This window comes from Streptomyces krungchingensis (genome assembly GCF_054729265.1).
The window spans coordinates 7,485,297-7,510,082 of sequence record NZ_JBPUKY010000001.1; the positions used below are offsets into that span (position 1 = coordinate 7,485,297).

The window sequence follows — 24,786 nt, forward strand, 5'->3', positions numbered from 1 at the left end:
CCGCACTCCGCACCGTACGCGGAGGTACCGGTGCTTCCGCGTACCGCACCCCGTGCCGCATGCGGACAGTGCACCCTCCCGGTGTCTCGCTTGCGCCGGACGCGCCCCGCCCCGTACGCGGAAAGGGGCCGGTCCCGATGCCTCGCCCACGCCGGACCCGCCCCTCCCGAAAAGGGCCCGGCACCCGTGTCCCGGTGCCGGGCCCTCCGTCGGCTTCCGCGGACCCTCAACCGGAGAAGCCGACGTGCGCGAGCCGCAGCGGCCCGCGCAGCCTGAGGTGGACGTCGCGCACGCCGTCGGCGGTGACGGCGGCGCCGAGCCTCGCGTAGTCGTACCGCCCCTTCGTCGCGGCGACGGTCAGCGCGACGTACGACCGGCCGCCGTCCAGCGACAGTTCCACGACGCCCTCGCCCGCCGCCTCGACGGAGACGTCCGTGACCCCGGTCCCGAAGTCGCACGCGGTGAAGACGAGTTCGGCCGTTTCGCCGTCCACCGGTGAAACCGCGTCCCCCGCCGTCCGCGTACGGTCGACCAGGATCGCCCCCCGCTGCTCGTCGAAGTCGCCCGCGTTCAGGCCGTGTTCCAGGACGGGGCGGGGCGCGGCCGGCTCACCGTCGAACTCGACCGTCGTACGGAGCCGGACATCCTCGCTGGACGCACCGGCGAGCAGCTCGTAACCGCCCGGTTCCAGGCGCGGCCGGCTCAGCGCCACGTCCCAGAACTCGAAGGCGGAGTGTGGGACTTCGAAGGAGAGCTCCGCCGAGGCGCCGGGTGCGAGGCGGAGGCGGCGGTGCGCCGCCAGCTCGCGCCGGGGCCGCGGCACGGACGGGGCGACGGCGCGCACGTAGAGCTGGGCCACCTCGTCGGCGGTGGTCCCGCCGGTGTTGGTGACGCTGAACGAGACCGTCAGCCCGCCCGGCTGCCTGCGGACCCTGAGGTCCGCGTAGGCGAACGACGCGTACGACAGGCCGTGTCCGAAGGGGAACAGCGGCGTGCCCTCGAAGTACAGGTAGGTCTGGCGGCCGCCGATCACGTCGTAGTCGAGGAGGTCGGGCAGGTCGTCGTCGAAGGCGTACCAGGTCTGCGGGAGACGGCCCGCGGGCGAGACGTCCCCGGCGAGGGTGCGGGCCAGGGCCGTGCCCGCGGCCTGTCCGCCGTGCGCGCTCCACAGGACGGCCGGCAGCCCGGCGACGTCGACCGCGTACGGGTACGCCGACACCAGGACGAGGGCCGTCGCCGGGTTGGCGGCGCGGGCGGCGCGCAGCAGCCGCTCCTGGTGCGCGGGCAGCCGCAGGGTCGTGCGGTCCTCCGTCTCGCGGCCGTTGATGTGCGGGTCGTTGCCCGCGACGACGAGGACGACGTCCGCGGAGGCCGCCGCGCGCGCCACGGCGTCCGTGCCCCGCTCGGTGAAGTCGAGGAAGAGGACCGCCGGGTTCTCCGCGGCAACCTTCACGCCGTCGGCGGCGACCGTGACGTACCTGCCCGTCCCCAGGTGCTTCAGGAGGTGGCCGTTCTCGTGGGACTGAGAGGGTTCCAGGCGGAAGGTCTCCTGGACGACCCAGCCTCCGGGCCGGTCGGCGGAGGCGCGCACGAAGCCGTCCTCGGCGACCGACAGGTAGCGGCCGTCCGGGGCGCGCAGGGTCAGCACGCCCTCGCCCCAGTCGATCAGCGCGAACTCGGTGCCGGGGCCGTCGGCGGTGAGCGGCGGCAGGTCGGTGCGGCCGGACAGCAGGGCGGGGTCCAGGGCGCCCGCGGCGCCGCTCACCTCGTCCGCGGCACCGTCGGCGGCGGGCACCGACAGGTGCGTGCCCTGCGTGGTCCGCAGGCGGACCCGGTCCACGCCTTCGGCGAAGTCCACCCGGTCGGCGCCGAATCGCTCGTACAGCCCCTCCAGCGGCGTCGAGCGGTGGATGAGCGTGCCGCTGTACCAGTCGAGCTTGCACTCGTCGGCGAGGAGCCCGACGACGGCGACGCGGACGTCCGGGCCGAGCGGCAGCAGTCCGTCGTTCTTCAGCAGGACGATCGCCTGTTCGGCGGCCTCCTGGGCGAGCGCCCGGTGGGCCGGGGTGTCGAAGTCGTCGGTGCCGGCGTACGGGTCCGACCCGGGGTCGAACTCGCCGAGCCGGAAGCGGACGTCCAGCTGGCGGCGGACCGCGGTGTCGATGTCGGCTTCGCTCAACAGGCCCTGGACGAGGGCGCCCTGGACACGGCCGACGATCTGCGAGCTGTCCGTGCCGTGGTCCGTGAAGCTGTCGACGCCGGCCAGGACGGCGGCGGCGGTCGCCTCCTCGTGGGTGTCGAAGTAGTGCTCGGTGTCCACCAGGTTGGAGGGGGCGCCGGCGTCCGAGCAGACCAGCAGCTCCTGGTCGGTCCAGGTGCGCAACTGCTCGCGCAGGTACGGCGAGACGTGGTTGGGGCGGCCGTTGACCAGGTTGTACGCCGGCATCACCCCGGCCACCGCGCCCGCCTCGACGGTCGCGCGGAAGGCGGGCAGGTCGTACTCGTGCAGCACGCGCGGGCGCACCGAGGACGACGTGGTGTCGCGTCGCGTCTCGTTGTTGTGCGCGAGCCAGTGCTTGAGGACGGGCGCCGTGCGCCAGTAGAGCGGGTGGTCGCCGCGCAGGCCCCGCGTGTACGCCGTGGCGATGGCGGAGGTGAGCCGCGGGTCCTCCGAGTAGCCCTCCTCGTTGCGGCCCCACAGCGGGTGGCGCAGCAGATTGACGGTGGGGGACCAGACGTTGAGGCCGACGCGGTCGTCGCGGGCGCGCATGGCGCGCGCCTCCGTCGAGACCGCTTCGCCGACCCGGCGCACGAGGTCGTCGTTCCAGGTCGCGCCGAGCCCCACGGCCTGCGGGAACACGGTCGCGGGGCCCATCCAGGCGACCCCGTGCAGGGCCTCCTGCCCGGTCCGGAAGGCGGCGATGCCGAGCCGTTCCACGGCGGGCGTGAACTGGTGCAGGAACGCGATGCGTTCGTCGAGGGTGAGCCGCGCCAGCAGGTCGTCGATGCGCTTCGCGAACGGCAGTCGCGGATCGCGGAAAGGCGGCGTAGGAGGCGTCTGTGCGGTCACTTGGTGATCCCTTTGCGACGGGGCGACGAGAGGCTTTCGAAGCGCTTCGATGCTGATTCGACCGAGGGGCAGGTGTCAAGACACCCCGGTGCAACAACTCCGTTTCCTCGTCGTGATGTCAAGTGCCAGAAGGCGGGCGCAGATTGGTCCACACCTCCGAGGAATCTTGGAAACGACTCTTGTGCGCCCCCAGGTGTTCACTTAACCTCGCAGCAACATCGAAGCGCTTCGACTGGCGGGCCTGCCGCTCAGGAGTCCGCATCTCCGAGGACCGCTTCAGCTCAGCCAGTTCCACTGAAGACACCGCAGCCGACGGCTCCACCGCCGGGTGTCCTGCTGTGCGCCACGAAGGGTTGACGCAATGACGCCGAACTCCGCCACCTCCGCTCCCAGCCGGAGAACCTTCCTCGCCTCCACGGCGGTCGCCGCGGCCGCCGTGGCCGGCGGCATGCCGCTGCTCACCGCCTGCGGCGGGCAGGACGGCAACAAGGAGGGCACGACCTCCGGCAAGGACGCCCAGAAGATCCTTCCGGCCTTCGTGGCGACGAGCGTCGTGACGCCCGACATTCCGGCGAAGAACGGTTCGGCGGCGGGGTTCACCCAGGCGATCGCCCTGGACGGGCTGAAGTCGTCGGTGCCGAAGAAGCTCGGCAGCGGCGGCAGGCTGAAGGTCATGGCACCCCTGTGGGGCACCCCGCCGTCCAACGGCAACGCCTACTACAAGGCCATGAACGCGGCCGTCGGCGTCGACGTGACCTGGCAGAACCAGGATGGCAACACCTACGACGAGAAGCTGGGCGCGGTCCTCGCCTCCAGCGACATCCCGGACGTGGTGGTCGTCCCGGGCTGGAACCTGATGGGCAAGATCCCCAGCGCCGTCAACGCCAAGTTCGCCGACCTCGGCCCGTACCTGTCGGGCGACAAGGTCAAGGACTACCCGAACCTCGCGGCCGTCCCCACCGACGCCTGGCAGCGCGCCATCTTCGGCGGGAAGCTCCGCGCGATCCCGATGCCCGCCTCGTACGTCAACAACATCGCGCCCTTCTACCGCAAGGACCTCTTCGCCAAGAAGGGGTACCAACTCCCCAAGACCGCGGACGAGTTCCTGTCCTGGGCCAAGGACGCGACGAGCGCCAAGGCGAAGGTGTGGGCCTGCGACGACCTGAAGTGGACCGCCTTCAACATGTTCGGGGTGCTGTCCGGCAGTGACAAGGCGCTGTGGTGGAACCTCGACGGCGGCAAGCTGATCAACCGCATCGAGACCGACGAGTACCTCGAAGCCCTGGAGTGGACCCGCAAGCTCTACGCGGCCGGCGTGGTCCACCCCGACGCCAAGGCCGTCAAGGGCGACGCGTCCAACCGGTTCGGCGCCGGACAGGTGCTCGTCTTCAACGGCGACCTGTCCTACTGGTACGGCAAGACCGCCGAACAGCGCACCCAGAACGCCGACTTCGAGATGGCCGCGTTCGACATCTTCGGCCACGACGGCGGCGACCCCACCCTGTGGGCCGTCCAGCCCGCCAACATCTTCACCTTCGTCAACAAGAAGGCGTCCGAACAGCAGATCAAGGACTTCCTCGCGCTGGCCAACTTCTGTGCCGCCCCGTTCGGCACCAAGGAGCGCATGCTCACCGACTACGGGGTCGAGGGCGCCGACTTCGAGCTCAAGAAGGGCCTGCCCACCAAGACCACGCAGGGCACCAACGAGGTCAACGGCGCCTACGACTACACCGGCGACCCGGCCGCCTACCTCGCCCACCCCGACCTGCCCGAGATCGCCAGGCTCCAGGTCGAGTGGCAGCAGCGCATGGGCGCCTTCACCAAGAAGTCGTCCTTCTACGGCCTGACCGTCACCGAGCCCAACCGGTGGACCAACCTCGCCAACGACTTCGAGCAGCTCGAGGACGACATCGTGCGTGGCCGCAAGAAGATCGCCGACATGCAGCAGGCGGTCTCCGACTGGAAGCAGAAGGGCGGCGACGGCCTGCGCGCCTGGTACAAGAAGCTGCTCGACGACAACGGCTCCGCGGCCAAGTGAGCCAGGGCTGAGGCAAGGAGGAGGCCGTGTCCCACAGCACGGTGCCCCGGAGCAGGGCCGAGGCGAAGACGGACGGGCGGACGCCGGGCGGGAACCCGCCCGGCGGCAGCGCCGGGAAGGCGGCCGCGAGACGCGCGGCGAGGCGGGCGGGCCGGCGCACCGGTCGGCTGGATCTGCGGCTGCGCTTCAGACGCGACCGCACCCTGATCCTGATGACGCTGCCGGCGGTCGCGCTGATCCTCGTCTTCACCTACATACCGGTGCTCGGCAACGTCGTCGCCTTCCAGGACTACGACCCGTACCTGAGCGACAACGGCTTCGTCGCCATGTTCCAGAGCCCCTGGGTCGGCTTCGACAACTTCCAGCGGATCTTCGAGGACTCGGCCTTCTGGCACGCGGTGCAGAACACCTTCGTGCTGTTCTTCCTCCAGCTGGTGCTCTACTTCCCGATCCCGATCCTGCTCGCGCTGCTCATCAACAGCGTGGTCAGGCCCCGGGTCCGGGCGGTCGCCCAGGCGATCATGTACCTCCCGCACTTCTTCTCGTGGGTCCTCGTCGTCACCGTCTTCCAGCAGATCTTCGGCGGCGCGGGCATCATCGCGCAGACCCTGCGCCAGCACGGGCACAAGGGCATCGACCTGATGACCGACCCGGGGATCTTCAAGTTCCTGGTGACGGCGGAGGGCGTCTGGAAGGACGCGGGCTGGGGCATCATCGTCTTCCTCGCCGCCCTCTCGTCCGTGTCGAACGACCTGTACGAGGCCGCCGCGATGGACGGCGCCGGACGCCGGCGGCGGATGTGGCACGTCACGCTGCCCGCCCTGCGCCCGGTGATCGCCCTGCTGCTGGTGCTCCGCGTCGGCGACGCGCTGACGGTCGGGTTCGAGCAACTGCTGCTCCAGCGCGACTCCGTGGGCCCCGGGGCCGCCGAGGTCCTCGACACCTACGTGTGGTGGAACGGCATCCGCAACCAGGACTTCGGATACGCCGCTGCCGCAGGCCTCGTCAAGGGCGTCGTGGGCCTCGGACTCGTCCTGACCGCCAACAAGGTCGCCCATCTCATGGGTGAGCAGGGGGTGTACAAGAAATGACCGCCGTCATCGACAAGTCCGCCGTCGGACCGGCCCGCCCGCCGGGCCGGTGGGCGGCGCCGCCCCGGCCGCCCTGGGAGGAGGAGCCGAGCACGGCCGGGATCGCGGGCAAGGGGTTCGCGCTCACGCTCGCCGCCCTCGCGATCCTCTTCCCGCTGTGGATCGTGATCGTCACGAGCCTGCAGTCGAAGAAGACCATCGACGCCGCCGGGGGCCTGGTGGTGATCCCCAAGGGCGTCACCTTCATCGCCTACCAGGAGCTGCTCGGCGGCGGCCAGGTGCAACGCGCCGCCCTGGTCAGCCTCGGGGTGACGCTGGTCGGCACCCTCTTCAGCATGGCCGTCTCGGTCCTGTGCGCGTACGGACTCTCGCGCACCGGCTCGCTCGGCCACCGCTGGCTGCTGATGCTGCTGCTCGCCACCATGTTCTTCGGCGCGGGACTCATCCCGACCTATCTGCTGGTGCAGGCGCTCGGCCTCACCGACACCTATCTCGCGCTGATCCTTCCGAGCGCGGTCAGCGTCTTCAACATCCTGGTGCTGCGCGCGTTCTTCATGGGCATCTCGCCGGAACTGGTCGACAGCGCACGCATCGACGGCGCGGGCGAATGGCGCATTCTCTGGAAGATCGTGATGCCGCTGTCGCGGGCCGTGCTCGCGGTGATCTCCCTCTTCTACGCGGTCGGGTACTGGAGTGCCTGGTTCAACGCCTCCATCTACCTCACCGACCAGGACATGATGCCGTTGCAGAACGTCATGATCCAGCTGGTGCAGAAGCAGGAGCGTCCGGTCGGTCTCGCGACCCAGGTGAACACCGGGCAACTGTCGCCGCTCGCCATCCAGATGGCCGTCATGGTGCTGGCGCTGCTGCCCGTCGCCGTTCTCTCGCCCTTCGTCCAGCGGCACTTCAAGAAGGGGATGCTCACCGGGGCGGTGAAGGGCTGACCTGGGGTCCGCCCGCTCTCCTTCGGTTCGCCGCTCCGGCCCGTCCGGTCCGGTTCGCCCGCTCTGCTTCGGTTCGCCGCTCCGGCCCGTCCGGTCGGGTTCGCCCGCTCTGCTTCGGCTCGTTGTTCCGTCCGGTCCGGTCCGCCCGTTCTGCTCGTCGCTCCGGCCGGTTCGGTGCGTCGGCCGTGGGTGGTCCGGTCGTCCTTCCGGGGCGGGTGCGTCGTGGCTGGTCGCGCAGTTCCCCGCGCCCCTGACCGGTGCTGCTCGTGCCGCCCCCGGCCCGTGCGGCCTCGCTCCGTCGACCCTGTCCTCTCCACGAACGAGGTATGTCATGCGCACGCCCCGACCGGGCAGAAGAGCCGTGCTTGCCGGAAGCGCCGCCGCGGCCGTGCTCGCCGTCACCCCCGGCGGTGCCACGGCGGCACCGGCCGGCCCGACGAACGGAGCCGACGCGGACCCGGCGCCGTACCGCTGGCGCAACGCCGTCGTCGGCGGCACCGGCTTCGTCACCGGTGTCCTCTTCCACCCCGCCGTACGCGGTCTCGCCTACGCCCGCACCGACATCGGCGGCGCCTACCGCTGGGACGACCGGGCGGCCCGCTGGACGGCGCTGACCGACCACCTCGGCTGGGACGACTGGAACCTGCTCGGTGTGGAGGCACTGGCCGTCGACCCCGCCCACCCGGACCGCCTGTACCTCGCCGTCGGCACCTACGCGCAGTCCTGGGCGGGCAACGGCGCCGTCCTGCGCTCCGAGGACCGCGGCGCCACCTGGGCGCGCACCGACCTGTCCGTGAAACTCGGCGCCAACGAGGACGGGCGCGGCACGGGGGAACGCCTGCTCGTCGACCCCCGCGACAGTGCCGTCCTGTGGCTGGGCACCCGGCACGACGGGCTGCTCAGGTCCACCGACCGGGGGGCCACCTGGTCCGCCGCGACCGGTTTCCCGGCGAAGGCGAACCCCACCGGACAGGGCGTCACGTTCCTCGCCGCGGCCGGGCGCACCGTCTACGCCGGCTGGGGCGACGGCGACGGCACCCCGGGCACGCCGAACCTCTACCGCACGGCCGACGGCACCCGCTGGGAGGCCGTCCCCGGGCAGCCCGCGGGCAGCTCCGCCAGGATCCCGCTCCGCGCCGCGTACGACCCGCACACACGGGAGCTGTACGTCACGTACGGCGACGCGCCCGGCCCCAACGGCCAGACCGACGGCAGCGTGCACAAGCTGCGCACCGCCACCGGAGCATGGACCGAGGTGACCCCGGTCCGGCCGGGCGGCACCACGGCCGACGGCTCGGCGGACACCTTCGCCTACGGCGGGGTCGCGGCCGACGTCCGCAGGGCGGGCACGGTCGTCGTGTCCACCAACAACCGCTGGGCGGACGGCGACACCGTGTTCCGGACCACCGACGGCGGCCGTACCTGGACCTCCCTGAAGGACACGGCCGTCCTCGACGTGTCCGAGACCCCCTACCTCAAGTGGGGCGGTGACCGGCCCAAGTTCGGCTGGTGGATCCAGGCGGTGGCCGTCGACCCGTACGACTCCGGGCACGTGGTGTACGGCACCGGAGCGACCCTCTACGCCACCCGCGACCTCAGGCACTGGGCGCCGCAGATCCGGGGCCTGGAGGAGTCGGCCGTACGCCGGCTGATCTCGCCCCCGTCCGGCGCGGCGCATCTGATCAGCGGAGTAGGGGACATCGGGGTCCTCCACCACGAGCGGCTCACGGCGTCCCCCTCGCGCGGCATGGCCACGAACCCCGTGTCCGGCACGGCGACGGGACTCGCGCAGGCCGCGGCCGAGCCGTCGTACGTCGTCCGCACGGGCTGGGGCGACAACGGGAACGGCGCCCACTCCCACGACGGAGGGCGGACCTGGACGCCCTTCCCGGCGCAGCCCGCCCTCGGCAAGGACGCGCCGGGGCCGATCGCCGTCAACGCCGACGGCAGCGTCCTGCTGTGGTCCTTCGTCCACTGGGACGGCACCAAGTACGCGGCGCACCGCTCGACGGACGGCGGCGCCACCTGGGCCGAGGTCCCCTCCTTCCCGAAGGGCGCCACACCGGTCGCCGACCCGGTGGACCCGACCGCGTTCTACGCGTACGACACGGACACGGGAACCCTGTACGCGAGCACGGACAGCGGCGGCTCCTTCGGCGCCCGCGCCGGCGGACTGCCCTCCGGGGACGACCAGTTCAGGCTGGCCGCGGCACCGGGACGCAGCGGCGACCTGTGGCTGAGCCTGAAGTGGAACGGGCTGTACAGGTCCACTGACGGCGGCACCGGCTTCGACAAGGTGACCAGCTGCTGGGCCTCGTACACCCTCGGCTTCGGAATGGCGGCCGACGGCGCGGACTACCCCGCCCTCTACCAGGTCGGCTCGACCGGGCCGGGCACCGCGGTCCTCCGCTCCGACGACACCGCCCGGACCTGGATGCGGATCAACGACGACGCCCACCAGTGGGGCTGGACCGGTGAGGTCATCGCCGGCGACCCCCGTATCCACGGCCGCGTGTACCTCGGCACCAACGGCCGGGGCATCCAGTACGGAGACCCGGTCTGATGCGCGCACACCAGCGGCCGAGCCTCGCCGACGCGACCCGCGGCCGCATCCTCTTCGGCGGCGACCACAACCCCGAACAGTGGCCCGAGGAGACCTGGCACGAGGACGTCCGCCTCATGAAGGAGGCCGCCGTCAACTCCGTCACCCTCGGCGTCTTCTCCTGGGCGAAGCTCGAACCACGCCCCGGAGCACGCGAGTTCGGCTGGCTCGACCGGCTGATGGACCTGATGCACGACCACGGCGTCGGCGTCGTCCTCGCCACCCCCACCTCCTCGCCCCCACCGTGGATGGGCCGCCTGCACCCCGAGACCCTGCCCCGCGACGCGGAGGGCCGCACCGAATGGTGGGGCTCCCGCCAGCACTTCTCGCACTCCAGCGCCGTCTACCGCAGGTACGCCGCCGCCATCACGGACGACCTGGCCGCCCGGTACGCGGGCCACCCGGCCCTCACGATGTGGCACATCAACAACGAGTACTGCACCTACGACTACGGCGACGAGGCGGCCGCCGCGTTCCGCCGCTGGCTCCAGGACAAATACCAGACCCTCGACGCCCTCAACCACGCCTGGGGCACGGCCTTCTGGGGCCAGGGCTACGACCGCTGGAGCGAGATCCTCCCGCCCCGCCACGCCCACTACATGAAGAACCCGACGCAGGTGCTGGACTTCCGCCGCTTCACCTCCGACATGCTCCTGGAGTGCTTCGTCGCCGAACGGGACATCGTCCGCCGGCACACCCCGCACATCCCGGTCACCAGCAACTTCATGCCTCTGTGGGCGGGACAGGACGCCTGGCGGTGGGCGCGGGAGGAGGACGTCGTCTCGGTCGACCTCTACCCCGACCCGCGCGACCCCCTCGGCGCCCAGCACGGGGCACTCGTCCAGGACATGACGCGCTCCCAGGCGGCCGGCGGCCCCTGGATGCTCATGGAGCAGGCGGCCGGACCGGTCAACTGGCGCGGCGTCAACCACCCCAAGCCGCGCGGCCTCAACCGGCTGTGGTCCCTGCAGGCCGTGGCGCGCGGCGCCGATGCCGTCTGCTACTTCCAGTGGCGCCAGTCCCGGCAGGGCGCCGAGAAGTTCCACTCGGGGATGGTCGGCCACGCGGGGGAGCAGGGGCGCACCTTCCAGGAGGTCAAGCGGCTCGGCGCCGAACTCGCCATGATCGGCCCCGAGGTGGCGGGCACCCGCATCACCGCCGACGTCGCCGTGCTGCACGACTGGAACTCCTGGTGGGCGGGGGACCACGACGGCCGCCTCTCCCAGGAGTTCGACCACCCCCAGATCCTGCGGGCCTGGCACCGCGCCCTGTGGGAGGCACACCTCACCACGGACTTCGCGCACCCCGAGCACGACCTGTCCGCGTACCGGCTCGTCGTCGCCCCGCAGCCCTATCTGCTCACGGACGCCGCGATCGACAACCTCCTCGCCCACGTACGCGACGGAGGCACCCTCGTCTGCGGCTTCCTCACCGGTGTCGCCGACGAGGACGACCGGGTCCGGCCCGGCGGCATGGACGCCCGGCTCCGAGAACTCTTCGGCATCCGCACGCTGCACGAGTGGTGGCCGCTGGACGCGGGGGAGATCGCCGAGTGCGACGGCTTTCGCGGAACGCTGTGGTCCGAGGAGCTGGAGGCCGCGGACGAAGCGGTCGTCGAGGCCGTGTACAAGGGTGGCGAGCTGGACGGGCTGCCCGCGGTGCTGCGCAGGGGCACGGCCTGGTACCTCTCCACCCAGCCCGAACCGGACGCGCTGCGCGCCCTGCTGGCCGGCGTCGCGGACCGTGCCGGCCTGCGTCCGGTGCTCGACGGCCTTCCGGACGGAGTCGAGGCCGTCCGGCGCGGCGCACTGCTCTTCCTGCTCAACCACCGGCCCGACGCCGTCACGGTCGAGGTGCCGGGCCGCCACCGCGACCTGCTCACCGGCGACCGTGTGACCGGCTCGGTGCGGCTGGAGCGCCACGGAGCGGTGGTGCTCCAGCCATGACCGGCCCCACCCACGACCGGAGCGGGTCCGTGCCCGGCACGGACCACGGTGCCCGCCGGGCGAACGGGCGCGGCGGCGGCCCGGCCCCCTCCGTGCCCGGGACGAGCGACCGCACCGGGCCCGTCCACGGCACCTGGGAGCCGCTGCCCGCCGCCCGCTGGGAGGACGCCTTCCTGAGCGGGAACGGCACACACGGCGCCATGGTGTTCGGAGATCCGAACAGTGACCGGATCATCGTCAACCATCACCGCCTGGTCCGACCGAACGGCAGCGCGGACGCCCGTCCCCCCGCGCTCGCCGACCGTCTTCCGGAGCTTCAGGACCGCTTGCTGGCCGGGGACGTCACGGCCGGGGAGGACTTCACCGACGGGCGCCCGCTGCTGTGGGTGCAGCCCTTCCACCCCGCCTTCGAGGTGCGGCTGCGCCGCCCGGCCGCGCGGTGGCAGGCCTACCGGCGCGAGGCCGACTTCACCACCGGCGTCGTCGGCGCCGCGTGCGGCGGCTGGCGCAGCGACGTCTTCGTCTCCCGCGCCGACGACGTCGTCGTCCAGTACGTCACCGACGCGGACCTCACCGTCGACGTGACCCTGGACCACCGGCTGCCCGGGGCCCCCGCCGGCCTCGCCGTGGGGCACGGCACGGTCCTGACCCGCGAGGGCGCCGTACTCACCCTGCGGGCCCGCTACCCCGACAGCGACCTCGCGTACACCGGGGTGACGCTGGTCGTCGTCTCCGGCGGCCGGACCCGGACCGCGCTGCCCGGCGTCCGGATCGAGGGCGCCCGCTCGGTCCTCCTGCTGACGCGGGTGAGGCGGCACACGGGTGAACTGGACGCGACGGCGGAGGCCCGCGCACTCCGCGACCTGCTGCTCCCGGAGGAGCGGCACGACGATCCGGAGCGGCTCGGTGACATGGGCCGATACGACGATCCGGAGCGGCTCGGTGACCTGGGCCGACACGACGATCCGGAGCGGCTCGGCGACCGGGACCGGCTCGACGATCAGGATCGTGACGGGCACCGGGACCAGGTCCGCCGCAGGGACGGGGACAGAGACGGGCACCGGGACCACGTCCGTCACGGGGACGCGGGCCGAGACGGGCACCGGGACCAGGTCCGCCGCAGGGACGGGGACAGAGACGGGCACCGGGACCAGGATCGGCACCGGACGGAAGACGCCGCGCCGGACGGCGGTGACGCGTACGCCCGGCTGCTCGCCCGCCACACCGCGCTGCACCGCCCCGCCTACCGGCGGGTCACGCTGGACCTGCGCGCCGACGCCGCCGAACGCGGCCTGCCGGGCTCGGAGCTGATCCGCCGTCCCGAAAGCCCGGCTCTCCTGGAGCGGCTCTTCGCGGCCGGCCGCCACCACCTGCTGTCCGCGGCCGGCACTCTGCCGCCACGGCTGACCGGGCTGTGGACGGGCGACTGGGACACCGCCTGGTCCGGGGCGTTCACCACGGACGCCAACCTCAACCTCCAGACGGCGTCGGCGGCTGCGGCGGCGCTCCCGGAGGTCACCGAGGCACATGCCGCACTGATCCACGCCCAGATCCCCCAGTGGCGCGACAACGCGCGCGCCGTCTTCGGCACCCGGGGCGTCGTCGCCCCCGCACACACCGACGGCGAGTCCGGCCACCTCTACCACCTCAGCCGCGAGTACCCGCTGCACGTGTGGACCGCCGGCGCCGACTGGCTCCTCAAGCCGCTCGTCGACCACGACGAGACGCGCGGCGCCCGCGACCCCCGCCTGGCCGCCGCACTCGTCGAAGTGGCCCTCTTCTACGAGGACTTCCTCACCCGCACCGACGACGACGGCCGGATCGTGATCGTCCCGTCCTACTCCCCGGAGAACCGGCCCGCGAACGCCGGCTGGATCACCGTCAACTCCGCCATGGACCTCTCCGCGGCCCGCCACGCACTGCGCACCGCCGCCGACTACCACCCCGGACCCGCCGCGGAACGCTGGCGCGCGCTCGCCGACCGGCTGCCGCCGCACCGCGTCAACGCCGACGGCGCGCTGGCCGAATGGGCCCGGCCCGGCCTCGGCGACACCTACGACCACCGGCACCTCAGCCACCTCTACGGCGTCTGGCCGCTCGACGAGATCACCCCGTACGACACCCCCGGACTCGCCGCGGCGGCCCGCCGGGCCCTCGAACTGCGCGGCTCCGAGAACGACTCCGCGCACGGTCACCTCCACCACGCCCTGGTGGCCGCCCGCCTCGGGGACGCCGCCCGGGTGACCCGGGCCCTGCACGAGGTCCTCGCCGGGGACTTCTTCCACGTCTCCCTGATGAGCGGGCACTACCCGAAGCGGCACGTCTACAACGCCGATGCCGCGCACACCCTCCCGGCCGTGCTCATCGAGGCACTGATCCAGTCCACCCCGCAGCGGCTCGTCCTGTTCCCCGCGCTCCCCGCCACGCTCCCCGCCGGTGAACTCCACGGCATCCGCACGAGGTTCGGCGCCGAGGTCGACCTCGCCTGGAGCCCCGCGGGAGCGACGGCCGTGGTGAGACCGGGCCGTACCTGCCGCGTCGACCTCAGGACTTCCACCGGCGCGCGACCGCTCTCCCTGAGCGCCGGAGAAGACTGCGTCCTCACCCTGGGGCCGCAGTGACCGAGTGAATCCGCAGTTCCCCCCACCCATGGAAGGGACACCATGGCACTTCGCACACTGAAGAGGATCACCAAGGCCCTCGTCGCCCCCGCGCTCGCGCTCGGCGCCACGGTCGGTCTCGCCTCCGCCCCCGCACAGGCCGCCGTCTGGTCCTCCTGCGACCAGTGGGGCAACACCACGCTGAACGGCTACACGCTCTACAACAACATCTGGGGCTCCGGCGCCGGCAGCCAGTGCATCTGGGCCAACTCCGGCACCAGCTGGGGAGTATGGGCGAACCACCCCGACACCGGTGGCATCAAGTCCTACCCCAACTCCAAGAAGTACGTCGGCAGGACGATCTCGGGGCTGTCCTCCCTCACCAGCACCTACAACGTCACCGTCCCGTCCTCCGGCGCGTACAACACGTCGTACGACATCTGGGACACCGACTACGACTACGAGACCATGCTCTGGGTCAACTACAACGGCGCCGTCGGCGCGCTCGGCACCTCCCAGGGCACGCTCACTCTCGGCGGCAACACCTGGACCGTCTACAAGGGCAACAACGGCTCGAACGAGGTCTTCTCGTTCCTGCGCAGCTCGGACTCCACCTCCGGCACCATCGACATCCTCCCGATCCTGAAGTGGATCGCGAACACCAAGGGCTGGATGTCGAGCGGCGAGACCATCGGCGACGTGCAGTTCGGCTTCGAGATCACCTCGTCCTCGGGCGGCCTGGACTTCGCCGCCAACAACCTGACGGTCAGCAGCAGCTGACCCGCTCAGGGGAGTGCGGCCGGTCCTCTCGGGGACCGGCCGCACTCGGCTGCCGGACTACCCGGCCACGGGCAGCCGAGCCCCGTCCCGCAGGAACAGCGGGATGCGGTCGAGCGGCGCGTCGACCGTCACCGCCGCGCCGCCCTCGTACGTCTCGCCCGTCCACGCGTCCGTCCAGCGGGCCCCCGCCGGGAGGTACGCCGTACGGGCGGTCGCCCCCGCCGTGAGCACCGGCGCGACCAGCAGATCGGGGCCGAAGAGGTACGCGTCGTCCACCGACCAGGCGGCCTGGTCGTCGGGGAACTCCAGGAACAGCGGGCGCATCACCGGCAGCCCCTCCTCGTGCGCCTGCCGCATGACGTCCAGCACGTACGGCTTCAGGCGCTCCCGCAGCAGCAGGTACTTCTCCATGATCGCGCCGGCCTCCTCGCCGTACGACCAGACCTCGTTCGGGCCGCCGGTCATGTCCGGGCCCAGCGGCGTGCCCGGGTCGCGGAAGCCGTGCAGACGCATCAGCGGGGACAGCGCGCCGAACTGGAACCAGCGGACCATGACCTCGCGGTACGCGGGGTCGTCCGGATCCCCGCCGTGGAAGCCGCCGATGTCGGTGTTCCACCACGGGATCCCGGACAGCGCGGTGTTGAGGCCCGCCGCGATCTGGCGGCGCAGGGTCGGGAAGTCCGTGCCGATGTCGCCCGACCAGAGGGCCGCCCCGTAGCGCTGACTGCCCGCCCACGCCGAGCGGTTGAGGGTGACGACATCCGTGCGGCCGGCGGCGAGCAGGCCCTCGAAGAAGGTGCGGGAGTTCTCCCGCGGATAGAGGTTGCCGACCTCCAGTCCGGGCCCCGCGTGATAGCGCAGGTTCTCCTGGAAGCCGGGCTTCAGCTCCGGCTCGCAGGCGTCCAGCCAGAAGGCCTTGATCCCGTACGGGTCCAGGTAGTTGTCCTTCACCCGCGACCAGAGGAAGTCCCGCGCGTCGGGGTTCGTCGCGTCGTAGAACGCCACCTGGACGGTGGACGCGACCCCCTTGTCCGGCCAGTCCGCGTGCGCCATCGGTCCGTACTGGGTGCCGATGAGATGGCCCCGCTGCTCCATGAGCTGGTGGTTCTCGGAGAGCGGCGAGACCGAGGGCCAGACGCTGACCACCAGCTCGACGCCCAGCTCGGACAGCTCCCGCCGCATGGCGGCCGGGTCCGGCCACTCGGTCGGGTCGAACTTCCACTCGCCGAGGTGCGTCCAGTGGAAGAAGTCGCACACGATGACGTCCAGGGGCAGCCCGCGGCGCTTGTACTCCCGTGCCACAGCGAGGAGTTCGTCCTGCGTGCGGTAGCGCAGCTTGCACTGCCAGAAGCCGGCCGCCCACTCGGGCAGCATGGGCGTGCGGCCGGTGGCGGCGCTGTAGCGGCGCTGGGCGTCGGCCGGGGCACCGACCGTGATCCAGTAGTCGATCTGACGGGCCGAGTCGGCCACCCATCGGGTGCCGTTGCCCGCGAGTTCCACACGGCCGATCGCCGGACTGTTCCACAGCAGGGTGTAGCCGCGGCTGGAGGTGAGCACCGGGATGGTGACCTCGGCGTTGCGCTGGACGAGGTCCAGGACCGCGCCCTTCTGGTCCAGCAGCCCGTGCTGGTGCTGTCCGAGGCCGTACAGCTTCTCGCCCTCGTACGCGGCGAACCGCTGCTCCAGGCGGTGGTGGCCGTTCCCGGTCGGGGTGTACAGGCGGGAGCCGGGCCACCAGAAGTGGGCGCGCTCCTCGGCGAGCAGCTCGCCCCCGTCCGCGGTGCGCACGAAGCGGATCAGGCCCTCGGCGTCGACCTCGACGGTCAGCGTACCCACCGTCAGCCGGCCCTCGCCGTCGAGGATCTTCACGGTGCTCTCGGTGGCCGGCGGCTCGTCGAGCAGCGCGCCGGGGAGGCCTTCGAGGAGCGGTCCGCCGAGGCGCGCACGGACCCGGACCGCGTCCGGCCCCCATGGTTCGATGCGGACGGTCTCCTGGCGTCCGCTCCACTCCAGCGCGCCGTCCCGCTCGCGGAACGTGCCGACGGTCGGGGAGGACTGCGCGAGGCTGACCGAGCTCGACGGGGTCTGGTTTTCGGCAGGCTGATTCACGTGGAGTGCTCCTGAAGGAAGGAGTGACGAAGAACCCGGCGCGGCCGTGACGGCCGCCGGGGCAGAAGGGACTACCGCAACGCCTTTACAGACCGGGGCGGTTGCGCGGTACGTGGACTCGGGGAGCGGCCGGAGCCGTCCGGTGCCTTCGGGAACCGGCTGCTGCCGGTCCCGTTCTTTCGGGGACGCGGCCGGAGCCGGTCCCGCGCCCTGACGGGCGCGATCGGTGCGGTGGCGCCTCGGGCCCGCCGGTCAGGGGCGGGCCGGTTGCCCACGCGGCGGCCCCGGCCGGGCCGCCGGTGCCAGTCCGTCCGTCTCCGGGGGACGGACGGACACCCTCCGCGACCGGAGCCGACGACCGGCCCGGCCCGGTCCGAGCCCTGCGGGTCTCGGTCTCGGTCCGGGAGCCCGGTCCCGGACCGGATCCCGGGGCCGAGTGGTGTTCGGCGCCGCTCCCTCGGCCGGGGAGCGCCCGGTGCCGCACCCGTGCCCGGGAGCCGTCCGGGCCCCACCGCCGGGGCCCCTTGTGCGGGGGAGTGGACCCCCGTGCCGGGGAGCCACCCGGTGCCCGGACGCCCTCCCGGGCCGGCCCGGGCGGTGTCAGGAAGCGGACGGCGCCGGACCCGTACTCGCCCGTACCGTCAACTCCGGTGCGATCAGGACGACTTCGTCCTCACCCTGTCCGTCGAGCTTGGCGATCAGCTGCTCGACGGCGTGCCGGCCCATCTCCTGTGCGGGGATGGCGACCGAGGTCAGCCGCACCGAGGCCTGCGTCGCCACTTGGTCCGGGCAGATCGCGATCACCGACACGTCCTCGGGTACGGCCCGGCCCTGCTGGCGCAGCAGGGCGAGCAGCGGTTCCACCGCGGACTCGTTCTGCACGACGAAGCCCGTGGTGGCCGGGCGTTCGTCGAGGATCCGGGCGAGGGTCACGGCCATCGCGTCGTACCCGCCCTCGCAGGGGCGGTGCAGCACGCGCAGGCCCAGCTCCCGCGACCGGGACCGGAGCCCGTCGAGGGTGCGTTCGGCGAAGCCGGTGTGCCGTTCGTAGACGGCGGGCGCCTCGCCGATGACAGCGATGTCACGGTGCCCCAGCATCGCCAGATGCTCGGCGCACAGCGCGCCGGTGGCACCGAAGTCGAGGTCGACGCAGGTCAGCCCCGAGGTGTCGGCGGGCAGACCGATGAGCACGGACGGCTGGTCGGTCCCGCGCAGCAGCGGCAGCCGCTCGTCGTCGAGTTCGACGTCCATCAGGATCATCGCGTCGGCGAGCCCGCTGCCGGTGACCCGGCGGACCGCGTCGGGGCCCTCCTCGCCGGTGAGCAGCAGGACGTCGTACCCATGGATGCGGGCGGTGGTCGCCACCGCGATGGCGATCTCCATCATCACGGGTACGTACATGTCGGTGCGGAGCGGAACCATCAGCGCGATGATGTTGGACCGGCTGCTCGCCAGGGCGCGGGCGCCCGCGTTCGGGTGGTAGCCGAGCTCCTGGATGCTCTGCTCGACCCGCTGCCGGGTGTTCGCGGAGATGGACCGCTTGCCGCTGAGGACATAGCTCACCGTGCTCGCCGAGACTCCGGCGTGCTGGGCGACCTCGGCGAGGGTGACCATCCAGCTCTCCAAGCTTTGTGAAGCGCTTCGACAGTGCGCGTGTTGCGGACAGGGGAGTGAGGGTGGCTCGACAGTAGCCCGGTGGAGATGGTGTGTCCATAGGTTGTCGAAGCGCTTCGACAGCGAAATTCCGGCGCCGGGAATCCCCGGTGGTCCCCGGCGAGCCGCAGGGCGCGGGGCCGGGCGCTCCCCGACTCCTCGCGGGGCGCGATCCCGGACGCTCCCGGCAGTCCGTGAGGGCCGCCGTCCCGTGGACTCCCCGGTGGCCTTCGCCAAGGGATCCCGGCAGGCTCCCCGGCGCCCCGGGAAGGATGCGGCGGCCGCTCGGTGGCCTGTGCAGACGTTCCCCCGAATGGCCCCCTGGCGCAACATCGCGGACAGCACCCGTCCAGGGCGTCCCGCACATGGCGCACCGGCCCCGAACCCGGGGGCGCGTACCGGCCGAACGCCGCGCGAGGACTGGTGGGGTCACCCCGGATCGGGTACATACGATCGAGTAGCACCGGTCGGTAATGATCGATGCTGATCAGCGATGAACGGCCCCCAAGATCCCTATTCGCGGCGAGGTGAGCCTCATGTCCGCAACACCCCACAAGCCCACGGTCACGGAGCGTGAGGCCCGACAGGTCGCCGAGGCCGCGCGTGAACAGGACTGGCGCAAGCCCAGCTTCGCCAAGGAGCTGTTCCTCGGGCGCTTCCGGCTCGACCTGATCCATCCGCACCCGATGCCGTCGGACGAGGCCTCGCAGCGCGGCGAGGAGTTCCTCGCCAAACTGCGCGACTTCTGCGAGACGAAGATCGACCCCGCCCGCATCGAGCGTGAGGCGCGGATCCCGGACGAGACGATCGACGGGCTCAAGGAGCTCGGCGCCCTCGGTATGAAGATCGACACCAAGTACGGCGGCCTCGGGCTGACGCAGGTGTACTACAACAAGGCGCTGGCCCTGGTCGGTTCGGCGAACCCGGCGATCGGCGCGCTGCTCTCCGCGCACCAGTCGATCGGCGTCCCGCAGCCGCTGAAGATCTTCGGCACCCAGGAGCAGAAGGACGTCTTCCTGCCGCGCTGCGCCCGCACCGACATCTCGGCGTTCCTGCTGACCGAGCCCGACGTGGGCTCCGACCCGGCGCGGCTCGCCACGACCGCCGTGCCGGACGGCGACGACTACGTCCTCGACGGCGTGAAGCTGTGGACGACCAACGGTGTCGTCGCCGATCTCCTCGTCGTCATGGCGCGGGTGCCGAAGTCCGAGGGCCACAAGGGCGGCATCACGGCCTTCGTGGTCGAGGCGGGCTCCGAGGGCATCACCGTCGAGAACCGCAACGCCTTCATGGGCCTGCGCGGCCTGGAGAACGGCGTCACCCGCTTCCACCAGGTCAGGGTGCCCGCCGCGAACCGGATCGGCGCCGAGGGCGCCGGCCTCAAGATCGCCCTGACCACCCTCAACACCGGCCGGCTCTCCCTGCCCGCGATGTGCGTCGGCGCGGGCAAATGGTGCCTGAAGATCGCCCGCGAATGGTCGGCGGCCCGCGAACAGTGGGGCAAGCCGGTCGCCCTCCACGAGGCCGTCGGATCCAAGATCTCCTTCATCGCCGCGACCACCTTCGCGCTGGAGGCCGTCGTCGACCTGTCCTCGCAGATGGCCGACGAGGACCGCAACGACATCCGGATCGAGGCGGCCCTCGCCAAGCTGTACGGCTCCGAGATGGGCTGTCTGATGGCGGACGAGCTCGTCCAGATCCGCGGTGGCCGCGGCTTCGAGACGGCCGCCTCGCTCGCCGCCCGCGGCGAACGCGCCGTGCCCGCCGAGCAGATCCTGCGCGACCTGCGCATCAACCGGATCTTCGAGGGCTCGACCGAGATCATGCACCTGCTGATCGCCCGCGAGGCCGTGGACGCCCACCTCTCGGTGGCCGGCGACCTCATCGACCCCGACAAGTCGCTGTCGGACAAGGCGAAGGCGGGCGCGAACGCCGGCGTCTTCTACGCCAAGTGGCTGCCGAAGCTGGTGGCGGGACCGGGTCAACTCCCGCGGTCGTACCACGAGTTCAACCAGCAGGTGGATCTGTCGCCGCATCTGCGGTACGTCGAGCGCAGCGCACGCAAGCTCGCCCGCTCCACCTTCTACGCCATGTCCCGCTGGCAGGGCCGCATGGAGACCAAGCAGGGCTTCCTGGGCCGGATCGTGGACATCGGCGCCGAGCTCTTCGCGATGAGCGCGGCCTGCGTCCGCGCCGAGCACCTGCGCGCCACGGGCGAGCACGGCCGCGAGGCCTACCAGCTCGCCGACGCGTTCTGCCGCCAGTCCCGCGTCCGCGTCGAGGAACTCTTCGGCCGCCTGTGGGCCAACACCGACGACCTCGACCGCAAGGTGGTCAAGGGAGTCCTGTCCGGCACCTACACGTGGCTGGAGGAGGGCATCGTCGATCCGTCCGGCGAGGGCCCCTGGATCGCCGACGCCACACCCGGACCGTCCCGGAAGGAAAACGTCCGCCGGCCCATTCGCTGACCATTTTCCCCAGGAATTCACTGGGGTCCCGTTCGCCATTCCGCTGCTTGCCGCACCGAACGTGTGCGCCGACAATGAACGGAATGGCGAACGGGGACGGCAGATGCGCCAAGGAGTCGGGGAAGAATACAGTCACGGTATTTCCGTACAGCTGACGCGCGCCCGCGGGGACGCGTGGCGTCAGCTCGACGAGATGGATTTCGTACGGGCGCTGCGGACGGTGCGCGACGAAGTGCAGCCGCTGGCGCAGAAACTGCGCGAAGGAGCGCCGGAGACCTTCGAGGCACACCGCGACGCGCTCGCGGTCCTGCTCAACGACTGCGCGCTGGCCGTGGTCGACGTGGAGCCACGGCCGCCCGTGGCCTCCTTCGACGCGGTGCGCATCCGGAGAATCGACCTCCGTGACGTCGACGCTCTGCTCGACGCCGGACGGCCGGGCGAACGGCCCGTGATCCAGCAGCTCTTCCGCGCCGCACTCGACGTCGTCGACGACCCCGTGCTGCGCGAAGTGATCATCGCGAATCAACAGGGCGTCCATATTCTCCAGCGTGCCAATCGCTGGATCCGGATGCTCGCGGACGCCGTTTAGTAGCGGGGGAATTCCCATGTCAGGTAAAGGTCTCGACGCCCTGACCGGAAAAATCATGCGGGCGGGTGAGGGCAGGATGCTGCGGCGGCTGGAGCGCACAGCCGCCCAGGTGAGTTCCCTGGAGGAGGAGTTCAAGGCTCTCACCGACGAGGAACTCCAGGCGCTCACACCGGAGTTCAAGACGCGATACGCCGACGGCGAGAGCCTGGACGATCTGCTGCCGGAAGCCTTCGCCGCGATGCGCGAGGCGGCCCGGCGCACCCTCGGCATGCGCCACTTCGACGTGCAGGTCATGGGCGGCGCGGCGCTCCATCTCGGCAACATCGCCGAGATGCACACGGGGGAGGGCAAGACGCTCGTCGGCACCCTGCCCGTCTACCTGAACGCCCTGACCGGCAAGGGAGTCCATCTGGTCACGGTCAACGACTACCTGGCCGAGCGGGACGCCGACTGGATGGGCCGGGCCTACCGGTTCATGGGGCTGACCGTCGGCGTGATCAAGACCGGGTCGACCCCGGCGGAGCGGCGCGCGCAGTACGCCTGCGACATCACCTACGGAACCAACACGGAGTTCGGCTTCGACTACCTGCGCGACAACATGGCGTGGTCGCAGGACGAACTGGTCCAGCGCGGCCACCACTTCGCGATCGTCGACGAGGCCGACTCGATCCTCATCGACGAGGCGCGCACCCCGCTGATCATCTCCGGCCCCGCCGACCAGCCCACCCACTGGTACGAAGCCTTCGCCGGCTTCGCGCGGCGGATGAAGGGCGTACAGGTCCAGGAGGAGCAGTACACCACCCAGACGGACAAGGACCGCCTTGCCGAACTGCGCACCCGGCACGACTACGAGTACGACCCGAAGAAGCGCACGGTGGCGATCCTGGACCGGGGCGTCGAGTACCTCCAGGACCAGCTCGGCATCGACAGCCTCTACGAGTCCGACCACACCCCGCTCATCGGCCACCTGAACAACGCCCTCAAGGCCAAGGAACACTTCAAGCGCGACAAGGACTACGTGGTGGTCGACGGCGAGGTCCTCATCGTCGACGAGCACACCGGACGCATCCTCGCCGGACGCCGCTACAACGAGGGCCTGCACCAGGCGATCGAGGCCAAGGAAGGCGTGACGATCAAGGACGAGAACCAGACGCTCGCCACGATCACCCTGCAGAACTTCTTCCGCCTGTACACGAAGCTCGCCGGGATGACCGGCACCGCCATGACCGAGGCGGCCGAGTTCCACCAGATCTACAAGCTGCACGTCGTCCCGATCCCCACCAACCGGCCCATGGTCCGCCGCGACGACCCCGACCAGATCTACCGCACCGAGGAGGCGAAGTACGCCGCGATCATCGCGGACATCGCGGAGAAGCACGAGCAGGGCCAGCCGATCCTGGTGGGCACCACCTCCGTGGAGAAGTCCGAGGTGCTGTCGGCGCGGCTGAGGAAGCAGGGCATCCGGCACGAGGTGCTCAACGCCAAGAACCACCAGCGCGAGGCGCAGATCGTCGCCCAGGCCGGACGCAAGGGCGCCGTCACCGTGGCCACGAACATGGCGGGACGCGGCACCGACATCATGCTCGGTGGCAACCCCGAGGCGATGGCGCTCGCGGAGACCGGGGACGAAGCGGACCCCGAGGAGCGGCACCAGCTCCTCGACCGGATCACCGCCGCGGTCGCGGCCGAGCACGACGAGGTCAAGGAACTGGGCGGCCTCTACGTCCTCGGCACCGAGCGCCACGAGTCCCGGCGCATCGACAACCAGCTGCGAGGGCGCTCCGGCCGCCAGGGCGACCCCGGCGCCTCCCGGTTCTACCTCTCGCTCCAGGACGACCTGATGCGCCTGTTCCGCGCCAACGTGGTCGACCGGGTCATGGCCATGGCGAACGTGCCCGACGACATCCCCATCGAGAACAAGATGGTCACCCGCGCCATCGCCTCCGCACAGGCGCAGCTGGAGCAGCAGCACTTCGAGTCCCGCAAGGACGTCCTGAAGTTCGACGAGGTCCTCAACCGCCAGCGCACCCTCATCTACGCCGAGCGCCGCCGCGTCCTGGCGGGCGAGGACCTGCGCGAGCAGATCGTCCACTTCATGGACGACACCGTCCGCGCGTACGTCGAGGTCGAGACCGGCGAGGGCTTCCCCGAGGAATGGGACCTGGAACGGCTGTGGAGCGCGCTGAGGCAGCTGTACCCGGTGGGCGTCTCCGTCGAGGAACTGGAGGACGCCGCGGGCGGCCGGGACGCCCTCACCACCGAGGGGGTGACCGACGCGATCACCGAGGACGTCCACACGCGGTACGAGGAGCGCGAGGCCGAGCTCGGCGCCGGGGCCCTGCGCGACCTGGAACGCCTGGTGGTGCTCTCCGTCCTGGACCGCAAATGGCGCGAGCACCTCTATGAGATGGATTACCTCCGCGACGGCATCGGACTGCGCTGGACGCTCGGCCGCGAGCCGATCGTCGAGTACGAGCGCGAAGGCTTCGACATGTACATAGCCATGACCGACGCCATCAAGGAGGAGTCCGTCGGCTACGTCTTCAACCTCGACGCGGCGGGCCCCGGCGCCGAGACCCTCGACCGCCGGGACCGCACCGACAGCCTGCACTTCACCGCGCCGACGCTCGACACGGCGGACGGCGTGGTCGAGGGCGCCTTCGCCCCCGCCGACGCCGCGCCGGCCGGCACGCCCCCCGCCGACGCGCCCGGGACGGCGCCCGCACCCGACGGCCCCGGCCCGGCGCCGCGCGACGCCTCCCCGCGGTCCCGCGCCCGCACCGGGAACCGCAAGCAGCGCAGGCGCAGGCGCTGAGGGCTGTCCCGTGATCCCCGGTGGATCAGCTCATCCCCGGGGGATCGGCGCGCGGCGTCGGATGCGGTGCGTCGCAAGGCG

At 71.5% G+C, this 24,786-nt stretch carries 13 protein-coding genes; 10 read left to right on the top strand and 3 right to left on the bottom strand.

Annotation, left to right across the window (positions count from 1 at the left end):
• Window positions 1–226: 226 nt before the first annotated feature.
• The gene (locus ACSYGO_RS32910) at window positions 227–3,070 is read right to left on the bottom strand and encodes a glycoside hydrolase family 3 C-terminal domain-containing protein (protein WP_460388678.1); all 2,844 of its coding nucleotides are present in this window, start codon (window positions 3,068–3,070) and stop codon (window positions 227–229) included.
• Window positions 3,071–3,431: 361 nt separating this feature from the next.
• On the opposite strand from ACSYGO_RS32910, the gene ACSYGO_RS32915 reads away from it, so the two are divergent.
• The 7 genes from ACSYGO_RS32915 to ACSYGO_RS32945 all read left to right on the top strand — a co-directional run bounded on the left by ACSYGO_RS32915 (window position 3,432) and on the right by ACSYGO_RS32945 (window position 15,071).
• Window positions 3,432–5,108, top strand: coding sequence for an extracellular solute-binding protein (locus tag ACSYGO_RS32915; protein ID WP_426682486.1), 1,677 nt, complete (start codon window positions 3,432–3,434; stop codon window positions 5,106–5,108).
• A 26-nt stretch (window positions 5,109–5,134) separates the two neighbouring features.
• Window positions 5,135–6,199: an ABC transporter permease gene (locus ACSYGO_RS32920; protein WP_432172426.1), complete on the top strand. Its 1,065-nt coding sequence runs from the start codon at window positions 5,135–5,137 to the stop codon at window positions 6,197–6,199.
• Entirely contained in the window at window positions 6,196–7,143 is a 948-nt protein-coding gene (locus ACSYGO_RS32925) for a carbohydrate ABC transporter permease (RefSeq protein ID WP_460388680.1), read from the top strand. The genes ACSYGO_RS32920 and ACSYGO_RS32925 overlap by 4 nt, the downstream gene beginning before the upstream one ends.
• Before the next feature lie 331 nt (window positions 7,144–7,474).
• Window positions 7,475–9,706, top strand: a complete 2,232-nt coding sequence (locus tag ACSYGO_RS32930; RefSeq protein ID WP_460388682.1) for a 1,4-beta-glucanase — start codon at window positions 7,475–7,477, stop codon at window positions 9,704–9,706.
• Complete coding sequence (locus ACSYGO_RS32935; protein WP_426682482.1) at window positions 9,706–11,691, top strand: beta-galactosidase; 1,986 nt, start codon at window positions 9,706–9,708, stop codon at window positions 11,689–11,691. The genes ACSYGO_RS32930 and ACSYGO_RS32935 overlap by 1 nt, the downstream gene beginning before the upstream one ends.
• The gene (locus ACSYGO_RS32940) at window positions 11,688–14,312 is read left to right on the top strand and encodes a glycosyl hydrolase family 95 catalytic domain-containing protein (RefSeq protein WP_460388684.1); all 2,625 of its coding nucleotides are present in this window, start codon (window positions 11,688–11,690) and stop codon (window positions 14,310–14,312) included. Before ACSYGO_RS32935 ends, ACSYGO_RS32940 begins: the two co-directional genes overlap by 4 nt.
• A 42-nt stretch (window positions 14,313–14,354) precedes the next feature.
• Entirely contained in the window at window positions 14,355–15,071 is a 717-nt protein-coding gene (locus ACSYGO_RS32945; RefSeq protein ID WP_426682480.1) for a glycoside hydrolase family 12 protein, read from the top strand.
• Between the two features lie 57 nt (window positions 15,072–15,128).
• On the opposite strand, the gene ACSYGO_RS32950 is transcribed toward ACSYGO_RS32945, so the two are convergent.
• Both ACSYGO_RS32950 and ACSYGO_RS32955 read right to left on the bottom strand, forming a co-directional pair.
• Complete coding sequence (locus ACSYGO_RS32950) at window positions 15,129–17,180, bottom strand: glycoside hydrolase family 31 protein (RefSeq protein WP_460388686.1); 2,052 nt, start codon at window positions 17,178–17,180, stop codon at window positions 15,129–15,131.
• Between the two features lie 600 nt (window positions 17,181–17,780).
• Window positions 17,781–18,794 carry a LacI family DNA-binding transcriptional regulator gene (locus ACSYGO_RS32955; RefSeq protein WP_426682478.1) on the bottom strand — a complete coding sequence of 338 codons (1,014 nt, stop codon included), beginning with the start codon at window positions 18,792–18,794 and terminating at the stop codon, window positions 17,781–17,783.
• 575 nt (window positions 18,795–19,369) lie between these two features.
• Here ACSYGO_RS32955 and ACSYGO_RS32960 point away from each other — a divergent pair.
• The 3 genes from ACSYGO_RS32960 (at window position 19,370) to secA (ending at window position 24,705) form a co-directional block, all read left to right on the top strand.
• Window positions 19,370–21,301, top strand: a complete 1,932-nt coding sequence (locus tag ACSYGO_RS32960) for an acyl-CoA dehydrogenase family protein (RefSeq protein ID WP_426682477.1) — start codon at window positions 19,370–19,372, stop codon at window positions 21,299–21,301.
• 103 nt (window positions 21,302–21,404) lie between these two features.
• Window positions 21,405–21,890, top strand: coding sequence for a hypothetical protein (locus tag ACSYGO_RS32965; protein ID WP_460388689.1), 486 nt, complete (start codon window positions 21,405–21,407; stop codon window positions 21,888–21,890).
• A 16-nt stretch (window positions 21,891–21,906) separates the two neighbouring features.
• Window positions 21,907–24,705 carry a preprotein translocase subunit SecA gene (secA, locus tag ACSYGO_RS32970; RefSeq protein WP_460388691.1) on the top strand — a complete coding sequence of 933 codons (2,799 nt, stop codon included), beginning with the start codon at window positions 21,907–21,909 and terminating at the stop codon, window positions 24,703–24,705.
• The last annotated feature ends 81 nt before the right edge of the window (window positions 24,706–24,786 follow it).